Annotated in this window: 18 protein-coding genes and 2 pseudogenes; 9 read left to right on the forward strand and 11 right to left on the reverse strand. The window is 63.2% G+C overall.

Going from position 1 to position 15,266, the window contains the following annotated elements; translation table 11 throughout:
* Both CQ14_RS33525 and CQ14_RS33530 read left to right on the forward strand, forming a co-directional pair.
* On the forward strand, positions 1-1,078 hold a 1,078-nt coding region (locus CQ14_RS33525; protein WP_199805683.1), incomplete at its 5' end, for an FHIPEP family type III secretion protein.
* A gap of 328 nt (positions 1,079-1,406) precedes the next feature.
* Positions 1,407-1,613: a hypothetical protein gene (locus CQ14_RS33530; protein WP_057862049.1), complete on the forward strand. Its 207-nt coding sequence runs from the start codon at positions 1,407-1,409 to the stop codon at positions 1,611-1,613.
* A 316-nt stretch (positions 1,614-1,929) separates the two neighbouring features.
* Here the strand turns inward: CQ14_RS33530 and CQ14_RS42905 are convergent.
* The 5 genes and pseudogenes from CQ14_RS42905 to fliI form a co-directional block, all read right to left on the reverse strand.
* Positions 1,930-2,347 (reverse strand): anti-sigma factor (locus tag CQ14_RS42905; protein ID WP_245320732.1); only part of this gene is annotated, 418 nt, incomplete at its 5' end.
* Position 2,348: 1 nt separating this feature from the next.
* A pseudogene (locus tag CQ14_RS48475) lies at positions 2,349-2,833 on the reverse strand (anti-sigma factor); the annotation flags it as partial.
* Positions 2,834-2,851: 18 nt separating this feature from the next.
* Entirely contained in the window at positions 2,852-3,397 is a 546-nt protein-coding gene (locus CQ14_RS33540) for a sigma-70 family RNA polymerase sigma factor (protein WP_057862050.1), read from the reverse strand.
* 177 nt (positions 3,398-3,574) lie between these two features.
* A complete protein-coding gene (gene fliJ / locus CQ14_RS33545; RefSeq protein WP_057842912.1) occupies positions 3,575-3,991 on the reverse strand; it encodes a flagellar export protein FliJ in 417 nt (138 codons plus the stop codon).
* A 109-nt stretch (positions 3,992-4,100) separates the two neighbouring features.
* The gene (gene fliI / locus CQ14_RS33550; protein WP_057862051.1) at positions 4,101-5,426 is read right to left on the reverse strand and encodes a flagellar protein export ATPase FliI; all 1,326 of its coding nucleotides are present in this window, start codon (positions 5,424-5,426) and stop codon (positions 4,101-4,103) included.
* 368 nt (positions 5,427-5,794) lie between these two features.
* Here fliI and ctrA point away from each other — a divergent pair, with 368 nt between their 5' ends.
* Entirely contained in the window at positions 5,795-6,496 is a 702-nt protein-coding gene (ctrA, locus tag CQ14_RS33555) for a response regulator transcription factor CtrA (protein ID WP_016848562.1), read from the forward strand.
* A 135-nt stretch (positions 6,497-6,631) separates the two neighbouring features.
* Here ctrA and CQ14_RS33560 read toward each other — a convergent pair whose 3' ends face one another.
* Positions 6,632-7,285 (reverse strand): hypothetical protein, encoded by a 654-nt coding sequence (locus CQ14_RS33560; RefSeq protein ID WP_245320733.1) that lies wholly within the window; start codon positions 7,283-7,285, stop codon positions 6,632-6,634.
* Positions 7,245-8,393, reverse strand: a complete 1,149-nt coding sequence (locus CQ14_RS33565) for a DUF937 domain-containing protein (RefSeq protein WP_057862061.1) — start codon at positions 8,391-8,393, stop codon at positions 7,245-7,247. Before CQ14_RS33565 ends, CQ14_RS33560 begins: the two co-directional genes overlap by 41 nt.
* A gap of 177 nt (positions 8,394-8,570) precedes the next feature.
* On the opposite strand from CQ14_RS33565, the gene CQ14_RS33570 reads away from it, so the two are divergent.
* From CQ14_RS33570 to CQ14_RS33595, 6 genes are all read left to right on the forward strand, one after another.
* The gene (locus CQ14_RS33570) at positions 8,571-8,828 is read left to right on the forward strand and encodes a GlsB/YeaQ/YmgE family stress response membrane protein (protein WP_057862053.1); all 258 of its coding nucleotides are present in this window, start codon (positions 8,571-8,573) and stop codon (positions 8,826-8,828) included.
* A gap of 107 nt (positions 8,829-8,935) precedes the next feature.
* Complete coding sequence (locus CQ14_RS33575) at positions 8,936-9,520, forward strand: DUF4126 domain-containing protein (RefSeq protein WP_057862062.1); 585 nt, start codon at positions 8,936-8,938, stop codon at positions 9,518-9,520.
* A 146-nt stretch (positions 9,521-9,666) separates the two neighbouring features.
* The gene (locus tag CQ14_RS33580) at positions 9,667-10,473 is read left to right on the forward strand and encodes a cytochrome P460 family protein (RefSeq protein ID WP_057862054.1); all 807 of its coding nucleotides are present in this window, start codon (positions 9,667-9,669) and stop codon (positions 10,471-10,473) included.
* Positions 10,474-10,615: 142 nt separating this feature from the next.
* Positions 10,616-11,020 carry a DUF350 domain-containing protein gene (locus CQ14_RS33585; protein WP_057862055.1) on the forward strand — a complete coding sequence of 135 codons (405 nt, stop codon included), beginning with the start codon at positions 10,616-10,618 and terminating at the stop codon, positions 11,018-11,020.
* 2 nt (positions 11,021-11,022) lie between these two features.
* Positions 11,023-11,439: a hypothetical protein gene (locus CQ14_RS33590; RefSeq protein ID WP_057862056.1), complete on the forward strand. Its 417-nt coding sequence runs from the start codon at positions 11,023-11,025 to the stop codon at positions 11,437-11,439.
* Positions 11,440-11,444: 5 nt separating this feature from the next.
* Positions 11,445-12,602, forward strand: coding sequence for a glutathionylspermidine synthase family protein (locus CQ14_RS33595; protein WP_057862057.1), 1,158 nt, complete (start codon positions 11,445-11,447; stop codon positions 12,600-12,602).
* A gap of 36 nt (positions 12,603-12,638) precedes the next feature.
* On the opposite strand, the gene CQ14_RS33600 is transcribed toward CQ14_RS33595, so the two are convergent.
* The 4 genes and pseudogenes from CQ14_RS33600 to CQ14_RS47240 all read right to left on the reverse strand — a co-directional run.
* Positions 12,639-13,517, reverse strand: coding sequence for a CheR family methyltransferase (locus CQ14_RS33600; RefSeq protein WP_057862058.1), 879 nt, complete (start codon positions 13,515-13,517; stop codon positions 12,639-12,641).
* Positions 13,514-14,683, reverse strand: a complete 1,170-nt coding sequence (locus CQ14_RS33605) for a protein-glutamate methylesterase/protein-glutamine glutaminase (RefSeq protein WP_057862059.1) — start codon at positions 14,681-14,683, stop codon at positions 13,514-13,516. The genes CQ14_RS33600 and CQ14_RS33605 overlap by 4 nt, the downstream gene beginning before the upstream one ends.
* A gap of 84 nt (positions 14,684-14,767) precedes the next feature.
* The gene (locus tag CQ14_RS33610) at positions 14,768-15,133 is read right to left on the reverse strand and encodes a response regulator (protein WP_057862060.1); all 366 of its coding nucleotides are present in this window, start codon (positions 15,131-15,133) and stop codon (positions 14,768-14,770) included.
* Between the two features lie 58 nt (positions 15,134-15,191).
* Positions 15,192-15,266, reverse strand: a pseudogene (locus CQ14_RS47240) (chemotaxis protein CheW); the annotation flags it as partial.

Genomic DNA, 15,266 nt, shown 5'->3' on the forward strand with positions numbered 1-15,266 from the left:
CGCCGCGCCCGACGCCGCCGCGGCCGCCGCAGCCACGGCCGAAGAGCCGATCGCCACCGCGCTCAAGATCGACGACCTCAAGATCGAGCTGGGCTATGCGCTGCTGCCGCTGGTCAACGGGCCTGATGGCACCGACCGCCTGACCGAACAGATCAAGGCGCTGCGCCGCTCGCTCGCGATCGAAATGGGCTTCGTAATGCCGGCGGTGCGCATCCTCGACAACGTCCAGCTCGAGGCCAACACCTACGTCATCAAGATCAAGGAAGTGGACGCCGGCTCGGGCAAGATCTGGCCGAACCAGTTCATGGTCATGGACCCCGCCGGTAACCAGGTCAGCGTGCCCGGCGTCCACACCGTCGAGCCGACGTTCGGCCTCCCCGCCACTTGGGTCGATGCGGCGCTGAAGGAAGAGGCCTCGCTGAAGGGCTACACGGTGGTCGACGCGGCGACCGTGCTGTCGACCCACCTCACCGAGCTGCTCAAGAACAACATGAGCGACCTGCTCTCCTATGGCGAGGTGCAGAAGCTCCTGAAAGACCTGCCGAAAGAACAGGGCGAGCTGGTCAAGGACATCGTGCCGAGCCAGGTCACGGTGTCGGGCATCCAGCGCGTTCTTCAGCTTTTGTTGGCCGAGCGGATCTCGATTCGCGACCTCTCCACCATCCTCGAAGGCATTGCCGACGCGCTCGCCTTCTCGCGCAACCCCGCCACCATGGTCGAGCACGTCCGTGCCCGGTTGGCGCGCCAGATCTGCGCGCAGAACACCACGTACAACGGCTATCTGCCGCTGATCGCGCTGTCGGCGCGCTGGGAGCAGGCATTCGCGGAATCGATCGTGGGCCAGGGCGAAGAGCGCAGCCTCGCGATGCAGCCCTCAAAGCTGTCGGAGTTCATGACCGCTACCCGCAACGCCTTCGAGCAGGCGGCGCGCGAAGGCGAAGCGCCGGTACTCGTTACCTCAGCGGCGATCCGCCCGTTCGTGCGCTCGCTGATCGAACGCTTCCGCTCGCAAACCACTGTCTTGTCGCAGGCCGAAATTCATCCGCGTGCGCGGCTGAAGACGGTCGGCAGCGTCTAAGGAATACCGGCGGCGCGGCGCAAATCAGCGGTAAAAATGCAGAGGCCATTTCGCCACATGCAAATGGTTTGTTAAAATCGGGAAAATGGCGCGGATTCCGTGCCGCCGGCGCTTCGGCTGGCATAACGTATTGTAGCAGATAAACAATCGTTCATTTTTGCCGACCCGCCGCGATCCTTTGATCGCGACCGTTCAAGTCTTTTCACCGCCTTGTGATCGCCTCTTTGGAACTGAACGGCGGATTCCTACGTTTCCTGACGCGAGACGTTGAACCAACCTGCGGAGGCATCCAACAAATCCGTAGGCAGGAAGGCGGCAGGAGACTTCCATGAACCACTCGATCTACAGCGCAGATCGCACGACCCATCTCAAGATCGTGGTCGTGGCGCTCGTGGTAGGTATCGTGGTCGCCGGGTTCAGCATCTCCGCGCGCACGACCTCGGATGAAGGTCTCACCCAGACCGCGAGCACGCGCGTGATGAAGGCCGGCAAGCCGGTCGTGATTACGAGTACAGGCAACTCAGTCGTACGCTAAAGGAGAGAGATTTCACGGAATTCACGCGGCTCTTTACAGCCCCCCAAAGTCGCCGTGTGGATAATCAAGACCCCAACTACCCCCAAGTTGACTGCGAAAACGCCCGCTCCCCACGGGCGTTTTCTTTTTGTCGGGGCGTGATGGCATCGTCGTCACTCCCACAGACCTCATCCTGACACACCCACCGACCTCATCCTGAGGAACCTGCGAAGCGGACGTCTCGAAGGATGGCCATGGGCACGATGGGGGCCGCATGGTTCGAGACGCGCGCAAGGGCGCGCTCCTCACCATGAGGGGAAGCTTCAGTGCGCGGGCGCTAGCGCGCCGGCACCGTCTCGATCAGCTTGCCGGTAAAGACCGGCGCCGAGGTCGGCTGGCCGCTCGGCGAACCGCCGGCCTGCTCGACGGTGACCGCAAAGAGCGCGGCGTTGATGGTGCCGGCGTCGTAATCGGCCAGCACCGGACGCGCGGTGAAATCGCTGCCGCCGATCACGCCGAGCGAGCGCGGCCGCGGCAGCTTGTCGGAGATCAGCCAGAGCTCAAAGCTCTTGCCGGGCTCGGCATCGGCCCCGACCTTGCGGACCGTGAAATTCTTGGTCGCCGCATCGACCGTCAGGATGAAGGCCGGCGAGCCGCCGTCGCGCTGCAGCAGCGCGACATATTGCGCCGACGGCGCCGGTGAAGGCGCCGGCGTCTTCACCTCGACCGTCTGGATCTGCGGCTTCGGCCGCAGCNAGATCCGGCTGGTAGACCTGCACCGCCAACATGGCGACCAGAGCTGCGGCAAGCGCGGTGGCGACCGAAGCAAGACTGCGCCAGCGCTTCGCGCGGCCCGCCAACTGGATGACGTTCGCATTGTCCGCGGCCGTCGTGGCCGGCGCGGCCGGCGTCGCTTCGGCTACCACGGGAGCCACCACCGGCTCGGCGGCAGGTTCGGGCGGCGGCGGTGCCGGCTGCTCCGCCCGGGGCAGCACCAGCGGCGCCTGCGCCTCCGTCGAATGTCCGATCGCGGCCTTGATGTTTTCCCACACGATCGGCCGCGGCTCGATCGAACCGACCATCTGGTTGAGCACGCCGAGCCGGTATTCCCAGGCGTGGACCAGCGCGCTGTATTCGGTGTCGACGGCCATCATGGTCTCGACCTGCGCGCGCTCGTCGGCATCGAGAGTGCCGAGCGCGTATTCCGCGGCGAGCGCGATATGGTCTTCGCTATGGGCCATCGTTCAAGATCCGGACCTTTAGAGCCCGAGACACTCCCTTATATCCATCATGCTGCGGCGCAGCCACGTCTTCACCGTATTCACTGGCGTCTCGAACTTGGCGGCGAGCTGCTCGCGGCTCCAGCCGTTGTAATAGGCGAGGAGCACGAGCTTCTGCCGGTCCGGCTCGAGGCGGCCGACGCATTCCAGCAACCGCTTCAACTCTTCCGTCATCTCGCGCCGCGCCAGCGGATCAGGTGAATCGGCCGCCACTTCCATCGCGGCCGGCTCCTCCTCGATCGAGCTTTCGCTCTTCTTGCGCACCACGTCGATCGCCCGGTTGCGCGCAATCGACGCCATCCATGTGATCGGCGAAGACAGGGCCGGGTTGAACTGGCCGGCACTGTTCCAGATCTTGACGTAAGCCTCCTGAATGACCTCCTCCGCGAGGTCCTGACGCCGCAAGATACGGAGCACGACGCCGAAGAGTTTCGCGCGCGTGGCGGCGTACAGGCGCTCAAAAGCGGCCTCATCCCCCTTCGCCACCGCGGCAATCAGCCAGACCAGCTCCGCTGGCGTCAGCATTCAGCGTCCCCCAAAATCTCGATTCTCCACCCGCGTCCTACGCTGGAGCCGACGAGAGGTTTCGTAGCATACCTTGCGTCAAAAGGGCCACCAAGTGGCCCGGGACGCGTGCCGGCAACGAAAAACCCGGGCCTTGCGGCCCGGGTTTTCGATTGTGTCAGATCAGCGGAGGCTTCGTCAGGCGACGCCAAGCCGGGCGCGCATCAGGCCGATTGAATCCATGTCGGCCTGCTCCCGGGCGCTCTCCTCGGCGCGCTCGCGCGCCTGGTCGCGCTCGTCGAGCAGCTCGACCTTCTTCAGCTCCTCGAACGCTTCGCTCAACAGGCTCTTGGCGTCTTCGAGCTGGATGCGCAGTTCGTCTGCGGAACGGGTCAGGTTTTCGCGGCGCTGGATCGCGGCCTTGGCATAGGTCGGGTATGCGAAATGGGAGGGATCGTTGATCCCGGCCCGCTCCTGCTCGGTCTGGATTTCGCGCTCGAGATCGACCGACATGCGCTGGAAGTCCGCGATCATGCCTTCGATCTGGGTAACCCTTCGGCGCTTCTCGTCGACCTGAAATTTCTTCAGGCGGATCAGCGTTTCTCGTGACTTCATCGACTCATACTCCCCAGAAGTCCCAATCTGCACGCGGGACGGAGCCGGCTCCCCCGGGGGGCCCCACCGGCGTCGTTAATCATGTGCCGGGGATGATGGCCTGACAAAGTTAGCGTTCCGTTTCCAAATTGCCGAGGATATGCGCCAATAGGCCATAACCGTCGCGGAGGCTTGCTTTTTCATCCTTAGCCTGACGCAGAAAGGCTTCGAGCGGCTCGTGCAGCCGCACCGCCTCATCGACTTCCGCACTGGAACCCGCCCGATAGGCGCCCAGCCGGATCAGCTCTTCCATATCGGCGTAGGTCGCCATCACCTGCCGGGCGCGCGTGATCACGGGCAGGTAGGCGGGATCGGCCGCTCGCGGCATGGTGCGCGAAACCGATTTGAGGATGTTGATCGCGGGAAATCGTCCGCGCTCCGCAATCGAGCGTTGCATCACGATATGGCCGTCCAGAATGCCGCGCACCGCGTCCGCGATCGGCTCGTTGTGATCGTCGCCGTCGACCAGCACCGTGAAAATGGCGGTGATGGTGCCGACCCCGGTTCCCGGCCCTGCCCGCTCCAGCAGCTTCGGCAGTTCCGTGAACACCGTCGGCGTATAGCCCTTGGCGGTCGGCGGCTCGCCGGCCGACAGCCCGATCTCGCGCTGCGCCATCGCGAAGCGCGTGACCGAGTCCATCAGGCACAGCACGTCCTTGTCCTCGTCGCGGAAGTACTCCGCGATTGCGAGCGTCAGGTAGGCGGCCTGCCGCCGCATCAGAGCGGGCTCGTCCGACGTCGCGACCACCACGACCGAGCGGGCCAGACCCTCGTCGCCGAGATCCTCCTGCAGAAACTCCTGCACCTCGCGGCCGCGTTCGCCGATCAGTCCGATGACGGTGATGTCGGCATCGACATTGCGCGCCAGCATCGACAGCAGCACCGATTTGCCGACGCCGGAACCGGCGAAGATGCCGAGCCGCTGGCCGCGGCAACAGGTCAGGAACGTATTAAGCGCCCGTACCCCGAGATCGAGCGGCGGCCCGACGCGCTTGCGCGAATGCGCCGGCGGCGGCGCGTTGCGATAGGGCATCGGCGATGCGCCCTGCACCAGCGGCCCCTTGCCATCGATCGGTTCCCCCATGGCGTTGACGACGCGGCCGAGCCAGGCCGGTGACGGCCGCACCTGGCTGGCCGCCGTGGCGATCACCGCGCGGCAACCGCGCCTGACACCGTCGAGCCCGCCGAACGGCATGACGACGGCATTGCTGCCGGAGAACCCGATGACCTCAGCCGGGATGAATCGGTTACCGCCGGTATCGATGACGATCCGCGCGCCTACCGACATTGCATGGATCGGCCCCGCGATCTCGACCATCAGCCCGCGCACGCCCACAACACGGCCATATATATTGACGCCGTCGATATCGCCGATTTGCTCCGCAAGCGCCTTCATTGCGAAAACCTTAAGTTTCCACGTTTTAGCCGAGACCGCTTAACCTGGTGTTTACCCGCATCATTAATCATTGCGTCACTGTCTTTGGTGACTGAGAGCGCTTGCCCGTCAGAAGAAGGGTAAGTCGCGGGAGTCGGTTAGGCCCGCCTCTTAATGTGGAGACTGAGCACGCACGGTTAGAAAAAGCTGCTTCGAAGCAACATCTTAGGGCGATTCGATAAAAATTGCACTTAAAGAGCTTGCGAACCGGAATCAGAGTTTGTTAACCATGTGTCTGTCAGGATCCGAATCAGTTGTTCAAAGGCGTTTTGAGTGCCGCAAGTGCGGCCGACCTGACGCCCGGAGCGGCGGACTACAAGGGGACTGGCATGCGCGTTTTGCTGATAGAAGATGACAGCGCCGTCGCGCAGTCGATCGAATTGATGCTTAAATCCGAGAGTTTCAACGTCTACACGACGGACCTCGGAGAGGAAGGCGTCGATCTCGGTAAGCTTTACGATTACGATATTATCCTTCTCGACCTCAACCTGCCCGACATGTCCGGCTACGACGTGCTCAAGCAGCTTCGGGTATCCAAGATCAAGACTCCCATTCTGATCCTCTCCGGCCTCGCCGGCATCGAGGACAAGGTCAAGGGTCTCGGCGTCGGTGCCGACGACTACATGACCAAGCCCTTCCACAAGGATGAACTGGTTGCCCGCATCCATGCGATCGTGCGCCGTTCCAAGGGTCACGCCCAGTCGGTCATCCAGACCGGCGACCTCGTGGTCAATCTCGACACCAAGACGGTCGAGGTCGGCGGCCAGCGCGTGCACCTGACGGGCAAGGAATACCAGATGCTGGAGCTGCTCTCGCTCCGCAAGGGAACCACCCTCACCAAGGAAATGTTCCTCAACCACCTCTATGGCGGCATGGACGAGCCCGAGCTGAAGATCATCGACGTCTTCATCTGCAAGCTGCGCAAGAAGCTGGCCAACGCCTCCGAAGGCCGCAACTTCATCGAGACCGTGTGGGGCCGCGGCTACGTGCTGCGCGAGCCGCACGAGGCGGACGAGCGCATCCCCGCCTGAGCAAGGGTTTACGGCGAGCCGAAAGGCTCACTCCTCCCGACTGGACCCCGCCCGAAATGGCGGGGTTTTTGTTTTGGGTTCCCATCAGTGATTGTCGGTTGTGCGGCCTGTCGGGATGATGGTGCCTTTAGCTGCCTAAACGCCCAATGCGGTCGATATCTCACCGAGCGTCGCCTTCTCGGCATCGCTGACCTGGACGCCGCCGCTGAACAGGCCTCCGCCTTCCGAGGCCGCCTCGGCGGTGCTTTGGCTGATTTTCCGGAGCCAGCCCTTGAATTCCGCCGCATCACCCGGCGCCTTCGCGGCAAGCAGCGCGGAAACCTGCCGCAGCTCATCGATGCATTTGCCTTTCATTTCAGCGGGCTTGCTGCTGGCGAATTTTGCCTTCAGACCATCTCGCGCTGCACTCCTCCCTTCGCTGCTGGCAAAGTCCGTGACGACCGATTTGACCAGCGCGTTGGTGCCGGGGCTGGAGGCCGCCTCGGTGAGAGCGGAACCTCCGGCAAAGGATTCTTTCAGCAGTCCCCAGAGACCACTGGGTTCGGCCGCGGTGATGGCCATACCGGCGATCATCGGGCTCTCCAGCAACAGCGTCCACTCATCCTTCGTGAAGCTTGTCTTGTCGGCCATTGATCTCACTCCTGTTGGACACAAACAACCGATTGAGCGATCCCCGGCAGGCGCGAAGCTGCCGGCAGCATGCTGCCCCGCCGTCCGACACTGGCCGGACGGCACAACGTTGTGACGTTCAGGAACGCGCGAGCGCGTCGAGCTTGCCTCGAAGCTCATCAATCGCCGGCTTCGCAACGGCGCCGGCCCCGGGCGTCGCCAGCACCTTGTCACACATCTGATTGATGGTCGGGGTGGCCGCAACAATCAGCTTTACGAGGATGGTTTTTCCTTCCGGGGAGAGCTGCGCCGCGCGGGTACTGACCTCATTCAATTGAGCGGTCGCTTCCTTCAGCTTGGGCAGGGCGGCCTCGGCCGACGCAGCGTCGGTGATGCCGGGGAGCAAGGTCCTGATGGAACCAACCGAGGCGTTGACCTGGTTCGCCAGATTCATCCCTCCGACCGTCAAATCCGTCGGAGCCGCGCCCACGGTTCCGGTCGCGGTCCGCGTCGTGGAGGGCGGCGGCAGTTGAGCAACCTCGTCCTGCCCTGAACGACCAAGGGCGAACCAGGCGAGACCAGCCAGTACCAGCACCGCGACCAACCAGTATGGCCATTGTGCGGTCGTACGGGCGGCCGCAGAGGCCGCCTGACCGGCCCGGTAAGCGGTCCGCTCCGAAGCGTCTGCAATTCGACCACCAGCCGCGCTGGCGGCCGCCGCACCGCTGCGCAAGCTCTCGCTCGCTCCGTCGATGAGACCAGCGGCGCTCAACTGACTGGCAAGGCCGGACGGCATTGCCGCGGCGATCTGATCCTTCTGTGAAGTGAGCAGGGACGCCAGCCCGCTTGCGTCGAGACCGGCGCTGCGTTGCTGTTGACTCAACGTGCCAAGAACCACGGGACCAAGCATGCCAAGCATCGACTTGGTAGTCCCCTCGCCGATCCCCGCGAACTTGCCTATCGTCTGCGCCATCGTATCCAGCGTTCCACCGCCGAACAGGCCCGAAAGCATGTTCGACCCCGTTTCCTGCAGCAGGTTTTGGCCGGAACCGCCGATGAGATTCTTCAGATTCTCGATCGATGCGGATTGCTGTGTCAGCGTATTGGTGAGCTGTCGTGCCCCATTGGGGGTGGAGGCAACATCAGCGAAGCTTGCAAGAAGCGCGGGAATTGCTCCCGAGATGGCTTTTTGCGCGACAGTGCGATCGAGACCTAGAACAGAAGCGATCTTCGCGATCATGTCGGGCGTGAGGAATTGCATCACTGCAGAGACCAGATTCGTCGCCATGGCGATCCTCCTGAGCAAGAGTGCAGTTGCTGCCCAAGTTAGTCCCTCCATTTCGGATTGCGCCTCAAAAGTTTAATCACCTTATGTTACAACTTGGCGGCTCGAAGTTCCATCAAAGCTGCTACAATCTGGCCTCTCAGCGAAAGATGTCGCTCCTCAAAGCAGGGAGTTGCGTGGATGGGTATCATCTGGACGATCATCATTGGCTTCATCGCCGGCGTCATCGCCAAATTCATTATGCCCGGCAACAACGAGCCGTCAGGTTTCATCATGACGACGATCCTTGGGATCGTGGGCGCTTTCGTTGCATCGTATCTCGGACGCGCTCTCGGCTGGTACAGCCCGGGCGAAGGTGCGGGGCTTATCGGTGCGGTTGTCGGGGCGATCATCGTGCTGTTCGTGTATGGTCTCATCACGAGCCGGCGAACGGCTTGAACGAACCGCTCGTCGCGGGCACTGGCGCAGCGGAAACATCGCCACGCTACGCATCTGGATCCGGTCGTCGCTGATCCTTCACGCGGGAGCTGATGGAGCCTGCGCACATGTCGCACTTCGATCTGGCATTGTCCGTTGCGCTTGGCATCGGGCTCGCTGCCGCGACCGGCTTTCGGTTGTTTCTGCCGTTGCTGGTTCTAGGCGGTGCGGCTTACACCGGGCATGCAAGCCTGAGCGATGGGTTCGCATGGCTCGGCACACCTGCCGCCCTCATCATGCTCGGCACGGCAGCCATCGTGGAGATCGCCGCGTTCTACATTCCAGGCGTCGACAATTTGCTCGACACGGTGGCAACGCCCGGTGCCGTCGTCGCGGGGACGATCGTATCCGCTGCAGTCATGACCGACCTGCCGCCGATGGTGAAATGGACGGCAGCCATTATCGCGGGAGGCGGCGTTGCCGGCATCACGCAAGGCCTGACTGCAATGCTCAGGGCAAAATCCACCGTCTTCACCGGTGGACTTGGGAATTCGGCGGTGGCTACAGCCGAGCTCGGGAGCGCCTCGCTGATCTCGATTCTGGCGCTGGCTGCGCCGCTTGCGGCGATCGCACTGGTCGTTCTGTTCTTCTGGCTGGCATTCCGCCTGCTTCACCGCTTGGCTCGGGGATCGCGTCAGCCAAACGAGCAATAGGCAGAATCCCTCGCATTCGAACGCTGCAATTTCATCGAACCGTGTGGGGCCGCCGCTTACCGCGACAAATTCGCTTCCCTCCGGATTGAAACCCGCTTCGCGGTGTCTCGTAGCTGACGGAATGTCCGCAAACGAAGGGGGAAGTCATGAAAAATGTCAGGCTTGTTGCCGCTGTCGTGCTCGGATCGGCATCGGGTGCGCTCATCGGCTACTCGGCGCTCGCCGGCGGCGACAAGGTCGTCTTCCCGGAGAATTTCGACAAGGGCACGCTCTACGCCACGGTCGATCGTTACGACAACAAGCAGTATCGCGAGCTCTATGCGACGCCGGCAGCGGTCGATGCGGTACGCAAGGGGCAGCCGATTCCGAGCGGCACGGTGCTGATGCTGGTGCAATACAAGGCGCAACTCGACGCGGCCGGCGAGCCGCTCAAGGATGCCAACGGCCGTTTCCAGAAGGGCGATCTCGTCGCCTACACGGTGATGGAAAAGCGCGACGGCTGGGGCACCGAGTACAAGGACGACATTCGCAACGGCGAATGGGAGTATCAGGCGTTCGGCCCGGACAGGAAGGTCAACGACAAGGCCAATCTGACGACCTGCTTCACCTGCCACAAGCCGCATGCCGGGCAGGATTTCGTCATCTCGCTGGCGGGCCTGAAGGGCACCCCCGAAGGCGCCATGGCAAAGCCCGCGCCGGGGCCCGGCGTGGTCTCGATATCAGACTTCAAGTTCGGTCCGGAGACCGTCGTCGTCAGCAAGGGCCAGACCATCACCTGGCACAACGCCGATTCCTCGCCGCACCAGGTGACGATCACCGGTCCCAAGGCGCAGCGCTCGTCGATCGCGCTGAAAGGCCAGACCACCCAGATCACCCTCGCCGATGCCGGAACCTATGACTACATCTGCGGCCTGCACCCGGCGATGAAGGGCAAGATCGAGGTCAGGGAATAGCCGTCCGCGTCACGGCCGCCATGGAGGATTTGCGAACCCCGCCGAATGGCGGGGTTTTTGTTTGGGATTGAACCCGCTGCCCCGGTGCGCCGACTGACAGATCGTGCGAACCTGTCAGGACGCACGAGTTGGGGCGAATTCAATGATCCTGCAATCGCTTGCCGGGCTGCCGGCATTCCTGGTCTATTTCTGTACGGCTATTATCGCCGTAGTGGCCTACCTCTTCGTCTATACCCGCGTCACGGCACACAATGAGTTCGACCTGATCCGCGCCAACGAGCCGGCCGCCGCGATTGCGCTGGGCTTGAGCCTGCTCGGTTTCGTGCTGCCGCTGGTCAGCGCCATCACCCATTCGGCCAATGTCTGGGATTGCCTGATCTGGGCGGCAATCGCGCTGATCGTGCAGATCATCGTCTATTACCTCGTCAGGGTTCCCGTGCCGAAGCTGTCGGAGCGGATAGCGTCCGGCGAACTTGCGGCCGCGATCTGGCTCGGACTGTCCTCGCTGGCCGCCGGCGCACTGAACGCCGCCTGCATGGTCTACTAGCCATGGCAGACAAACCAAACCAGGAGTTCGGCAGGCGAAACAAGGTCTCGGTGCCGGCAGCGCCGCGTCCCGTTCCGCCCCCGGCCAAGCGCTCGGGCCACGTCGCCCTTCTGTTGATGGGTACGTTTGCGGTCGGCACCGCCGCCTACACGCTGATTCCGAACCGCACCTGCGAACAACCATCGAATGCGTACGGATCGCCGACGCAAACCACGACCGAATGCTCGTCACGCAGTTCTTCCTCGAGCTCTGGCGGCGGCTCCGGCGGCGGATCGTCAGGACGCAGCAGCTACTACAGCAGCGGCGACTCCTCTTCTTCCTCATCATCGAGCCATTCCTCCTACGATTCCGGCTCGCACGCGGCGCAGCGCGGCGGCTTCGGCTCGTTCGGGCATGCCATCGGCTTCTCGGGCGGCTGAGTTTCATGCAGCGCATCCCCTGCCCCGAACGCGACGACTGGCGTGCCACCGCCGAAGGCGTTGGATTTACCTTTCACACCATCAACGGCGAACGCTACTGGGACGAACGCGCCTATTACGCTTTCACGCTGAACGAAATCGAACGGCGGATCGAGGCGCCCACCGCCGAGATTGATGCGATGTGCCTCGAACTGGTCGGCCGCGCGATGAGGGACGAAAAATATCTGCGGCGGCTGAAGATACCGGAAGCGTTCTGGCCGCTGATTTCCGAAAGCTGGCGCCGCCGTGACCCCAGCCTCTACGGCCGGCTGGACCTGAGCTATGACGGCTGGAGCCCGGCGAAACTGCTGGAGTACAACGCGGATACGCCGACCTCGATTTTCGAAGCGGCGGTCTTCCAGTGGACCTGGCTCGAACAGGCGATGGAGCGCGCCATCATCCCGAAGCGCGCCGACCAGTTCAATTCAATCCACGAGCGTCTGATCGACGCCTGGAAGAAGCACGGCGGCGCGAAGCATCTGCATCTCGCGGGGATGACCGGCAATACCGAGGATGCCGGCACGCTTGCCTATTTGCAGGACACCGCGAGCCAGGCCGGATTGAAGACCACGCTGATGGACATCAAGGACGTCGGGCTCGGCGGCGATGGCCGCTTCGTCGATCTCGACGACCGCACCATCGAGCTTGCCTTCAAGCTTTACCCCTGGGAATGGATGTTTCAGGACGCGTTCGGCGCGAAACTGTCGAGCGCGCCGACCCGCTGGATCGAGCCGCCCTGGAAAGCGATCCTCTCCAACAAGGGCATCCTTCCGCTACTCTGGGAGATGTTTCCGAAACACCCCAATCTGCTGCCGGCCTATTTCGAGGACGATCCGAAGGCGTCCATGCTCGGCTCCTCGTTCGTCCGCAAGCCGCTCTATTCGCGGGAAGGCGCCAACGTCGCGCTCGTCAGCGCCGGCACCACGCTGGCAGAGCAGCAGGGCCCCTATGGCGCGGAAGGATTCATCCGGCAGGCGTTCGCGTCGCTGCCGAGCTTTTCCGACCAATATCCGGTGCTCGGAAGCTGGCTGGTCGATGGCACGCCGTGCGGGCTGTCGATCCGCGAGGACGAGAACCCGATCACCGGCAACACGTCGCGCTTCCTGCCGCACGCGATTCTGTAGCGCGGCGGCATCCAAGGCACGGGCTGAAGAACGAGATCAGCTCGCCGCGGCAACCGCCCGCAGGGTTTGCGGCACCAGCGTCGACGCGCCCACCCTGATCACCGGCGCGATGTTCGGACGATAAAGTCCGCGCCGATCCGGATAGGGCTTGAACGTGTTGGTAATGCCGACGACGGATTCGGCCGCGCCCAGCGCCAGCACGCCATCGGGCTCCAGCATCCGCGACAGCCGCTCGAAGATGTTGGTCTTGGTGTTCTGATCGAAATAGATCAGCACGTTGCGGCAGAAGATGACGTCGAACACGCCGAGATGGGAGAAGTCCTGCAGCAGGTTGAGCTGACGATGCTGCACCATGCCGCGCAGCTCCGGGCTGATCTGCCAGAGTTCGCCGTTCTGGGTGAAGTATTTCACCAGCAACTGAATCGGCAATCCGCGCTGAACCTCGAACTGGCTGAAGATGCCGGCCTTCGATTTCTCCAGCACCGCCTGCGACAGGTCGGTCGCAACGATTTCGGTGCGCCAGCCGGCGAGCAAGGGTCCAGCCTCCTTCAGGCACATCGCGATCGAGTACGGCTCCTGCCCGGTGGAGGAAGCCGCGCACCAGATGCGCAAGCTGCGGCGCGCGGCGCGCGCCTGCACCAGCGCCGGGATCACCGTCTCGCGCATATGATCGAACGGAATCTTGTCGCGGAAGAAGAACGTCTCGTTGGTGGTCATTGCCTCGACCACCTCCGCCGTCAGCGCGCTGGCCCCACCCTTCATCTTCTCGACGAGTTCGGAAATGCCCGGCAGGCTGGCCTTGCGCGCCAGCGGCAGCAGCCGGCTTTCGACCAGATATTGCTTGTCGGCGGAAAGATCGAGCCCGGAGCGCTCTTTCAGAAGCTTACGCAGGTACTCATAGTCTGAAGGCGTCACGAACGATCTCCCGAAAACAACCGAACCAGTTTGGGCGCAATCTGATTGAGCGGCAGGACCGCCGCGCAAATACCTGCATTGGCGGCCGCGCCCGGCATGCCCCACACAACGCTGGTGGCTTCGTCCTGGGCAATGACGCTGCCGCCGGCGGCGACGATCTCCTTGCCGCCGCGCATGCCGTCGGAGCCCATGCCGGTCAGGATCACCGACATAATGCTGCCCTGCCAGACGTCGATCGCGGAGGTGAACAGCGGGTCGACCGCGGGTTTGCAGAAATTCACCGGCGGTCCGTCGTCGAGCGCGATCGCCGTCTCGGCGCCGTGGCGCACGACCCGCATGTGGCGGCCGCCCGGTGCAAGATAGATCCGTCCCGGCTTGACGATCTCGCCGTCAACGGCCTCATGCGCCGGCCGGCGGCTTGCGCGCGCCAGATGCTCGGCGAGAATGGTGGTGAAGGTCGGCGGCATGTGCTGGGTGATCAATACCGGAAAGCGGTCGATCACCGGCCCGATGTCGGTGACCAGCGCCATCAGCGCCTGCGGCCCGCCGGTCGACGAGCCGATCAGCAGCACGCGCGGCGCCAGCATGCTGAACGACCGGCGCGCGAGTTGCAGTTGCGGAGCGGGTGCTGCGACCGGATGGGGCAATACCTCGCGTATCCGGTCGGGGGCCGGCGCCAGCGCCGGGCTCGCGGCAGGCGAGGCACGACGGCGGGCTCTGGCGCCGAGATGACGGATCTTCTGGATCAGATCGTGGTGGAAGGTCTCGGCGGCGGTTGCCTCACGCGTGCTCTCCGGCTTCGGAATGTAGTCGGAGGCGCCGAGCGAAAGCGCCTTGAAGCTGATCTCCGCGTTGCGGCGGGTCAGCGTCGACGCCATGATGATGACGAGGTCGCGCTTTTTCGCCAGCAGTTGCGGCAACGCCGAAATGCCGTCGAGCTCCGGCATTTCGATATCGAGCACCGCAACGTCGGGCTTGATACGTTCGATCTGGTTGACGGCGTCGAGACCGGTACGCAAGGAGGCGGAGACCTCCATATCCGGCTCGGCGCCGATCCAGCGCGAGATCATCCCGCGGATCACGACGGAGTCGTCGACCACCATGACACGCAGCTTGTCTTGCCGTGTCGAGATTGGCGGTGGAGACTTCGTTAACGCAACACTCATTACTTCACCCGACCCAACTCAAAAGCGTACACTTACAAGAACAACGCCGAGGGCCGTTGAGCCGCCGGGAAAACCTGCGCGAGATCAGAGCAGGCCGACTTCCTGGAACTTCGCGGTGACGATGTCCTTGTCGAACGGCTTCATGATGTACTCATTGGCGCCGGCGTGCAGCGCGCGCGCGATATGCGCGACGTCGTTCTCGGTCGTGCAGAATACCACCTTGGGCGCGTCGCCGCCGGGCATGCGGCGCAGATTGCCGAGGAACTCGTAGCCGTCCATCACCGGCATGTTCCAGTCGAGCAGGACCGCTTCGGGCATCGCGCGCTTGCAGACTTCAAGCGCCTTCTCGCCGTCCTCAGCCTCGACGATCTGAAAATCGAGACCTTCGAGGATGCGTCGTGCGACCTTTCGGATGACGCTCGAGTCATCGACGACCAGACAGGTTTTCATTTTAGGCCTCCACTTACACCTATCCCCACGGGGGATGTTTTCATACCGGGTTGGATTTTCATGCCGCCATCAGGTCAGGCGTGATTTCGAGAACGCGATCGACGTCGAGGACGACCATGAGCTGGCCGTCGAG

The sequence above is a fragment of the Bradyrhizobium lablabi genome (assembly GCF_001440475.1).
In the GTDB taxonomy this organism is placed as follows: domain Bacteria; phylum Pseudomonadota; class Alphaproteobacteria; order Rhizobiales; family Xanthobacteraceae; genus Bradyrhizobium; species Bradyrhizobium lablabi.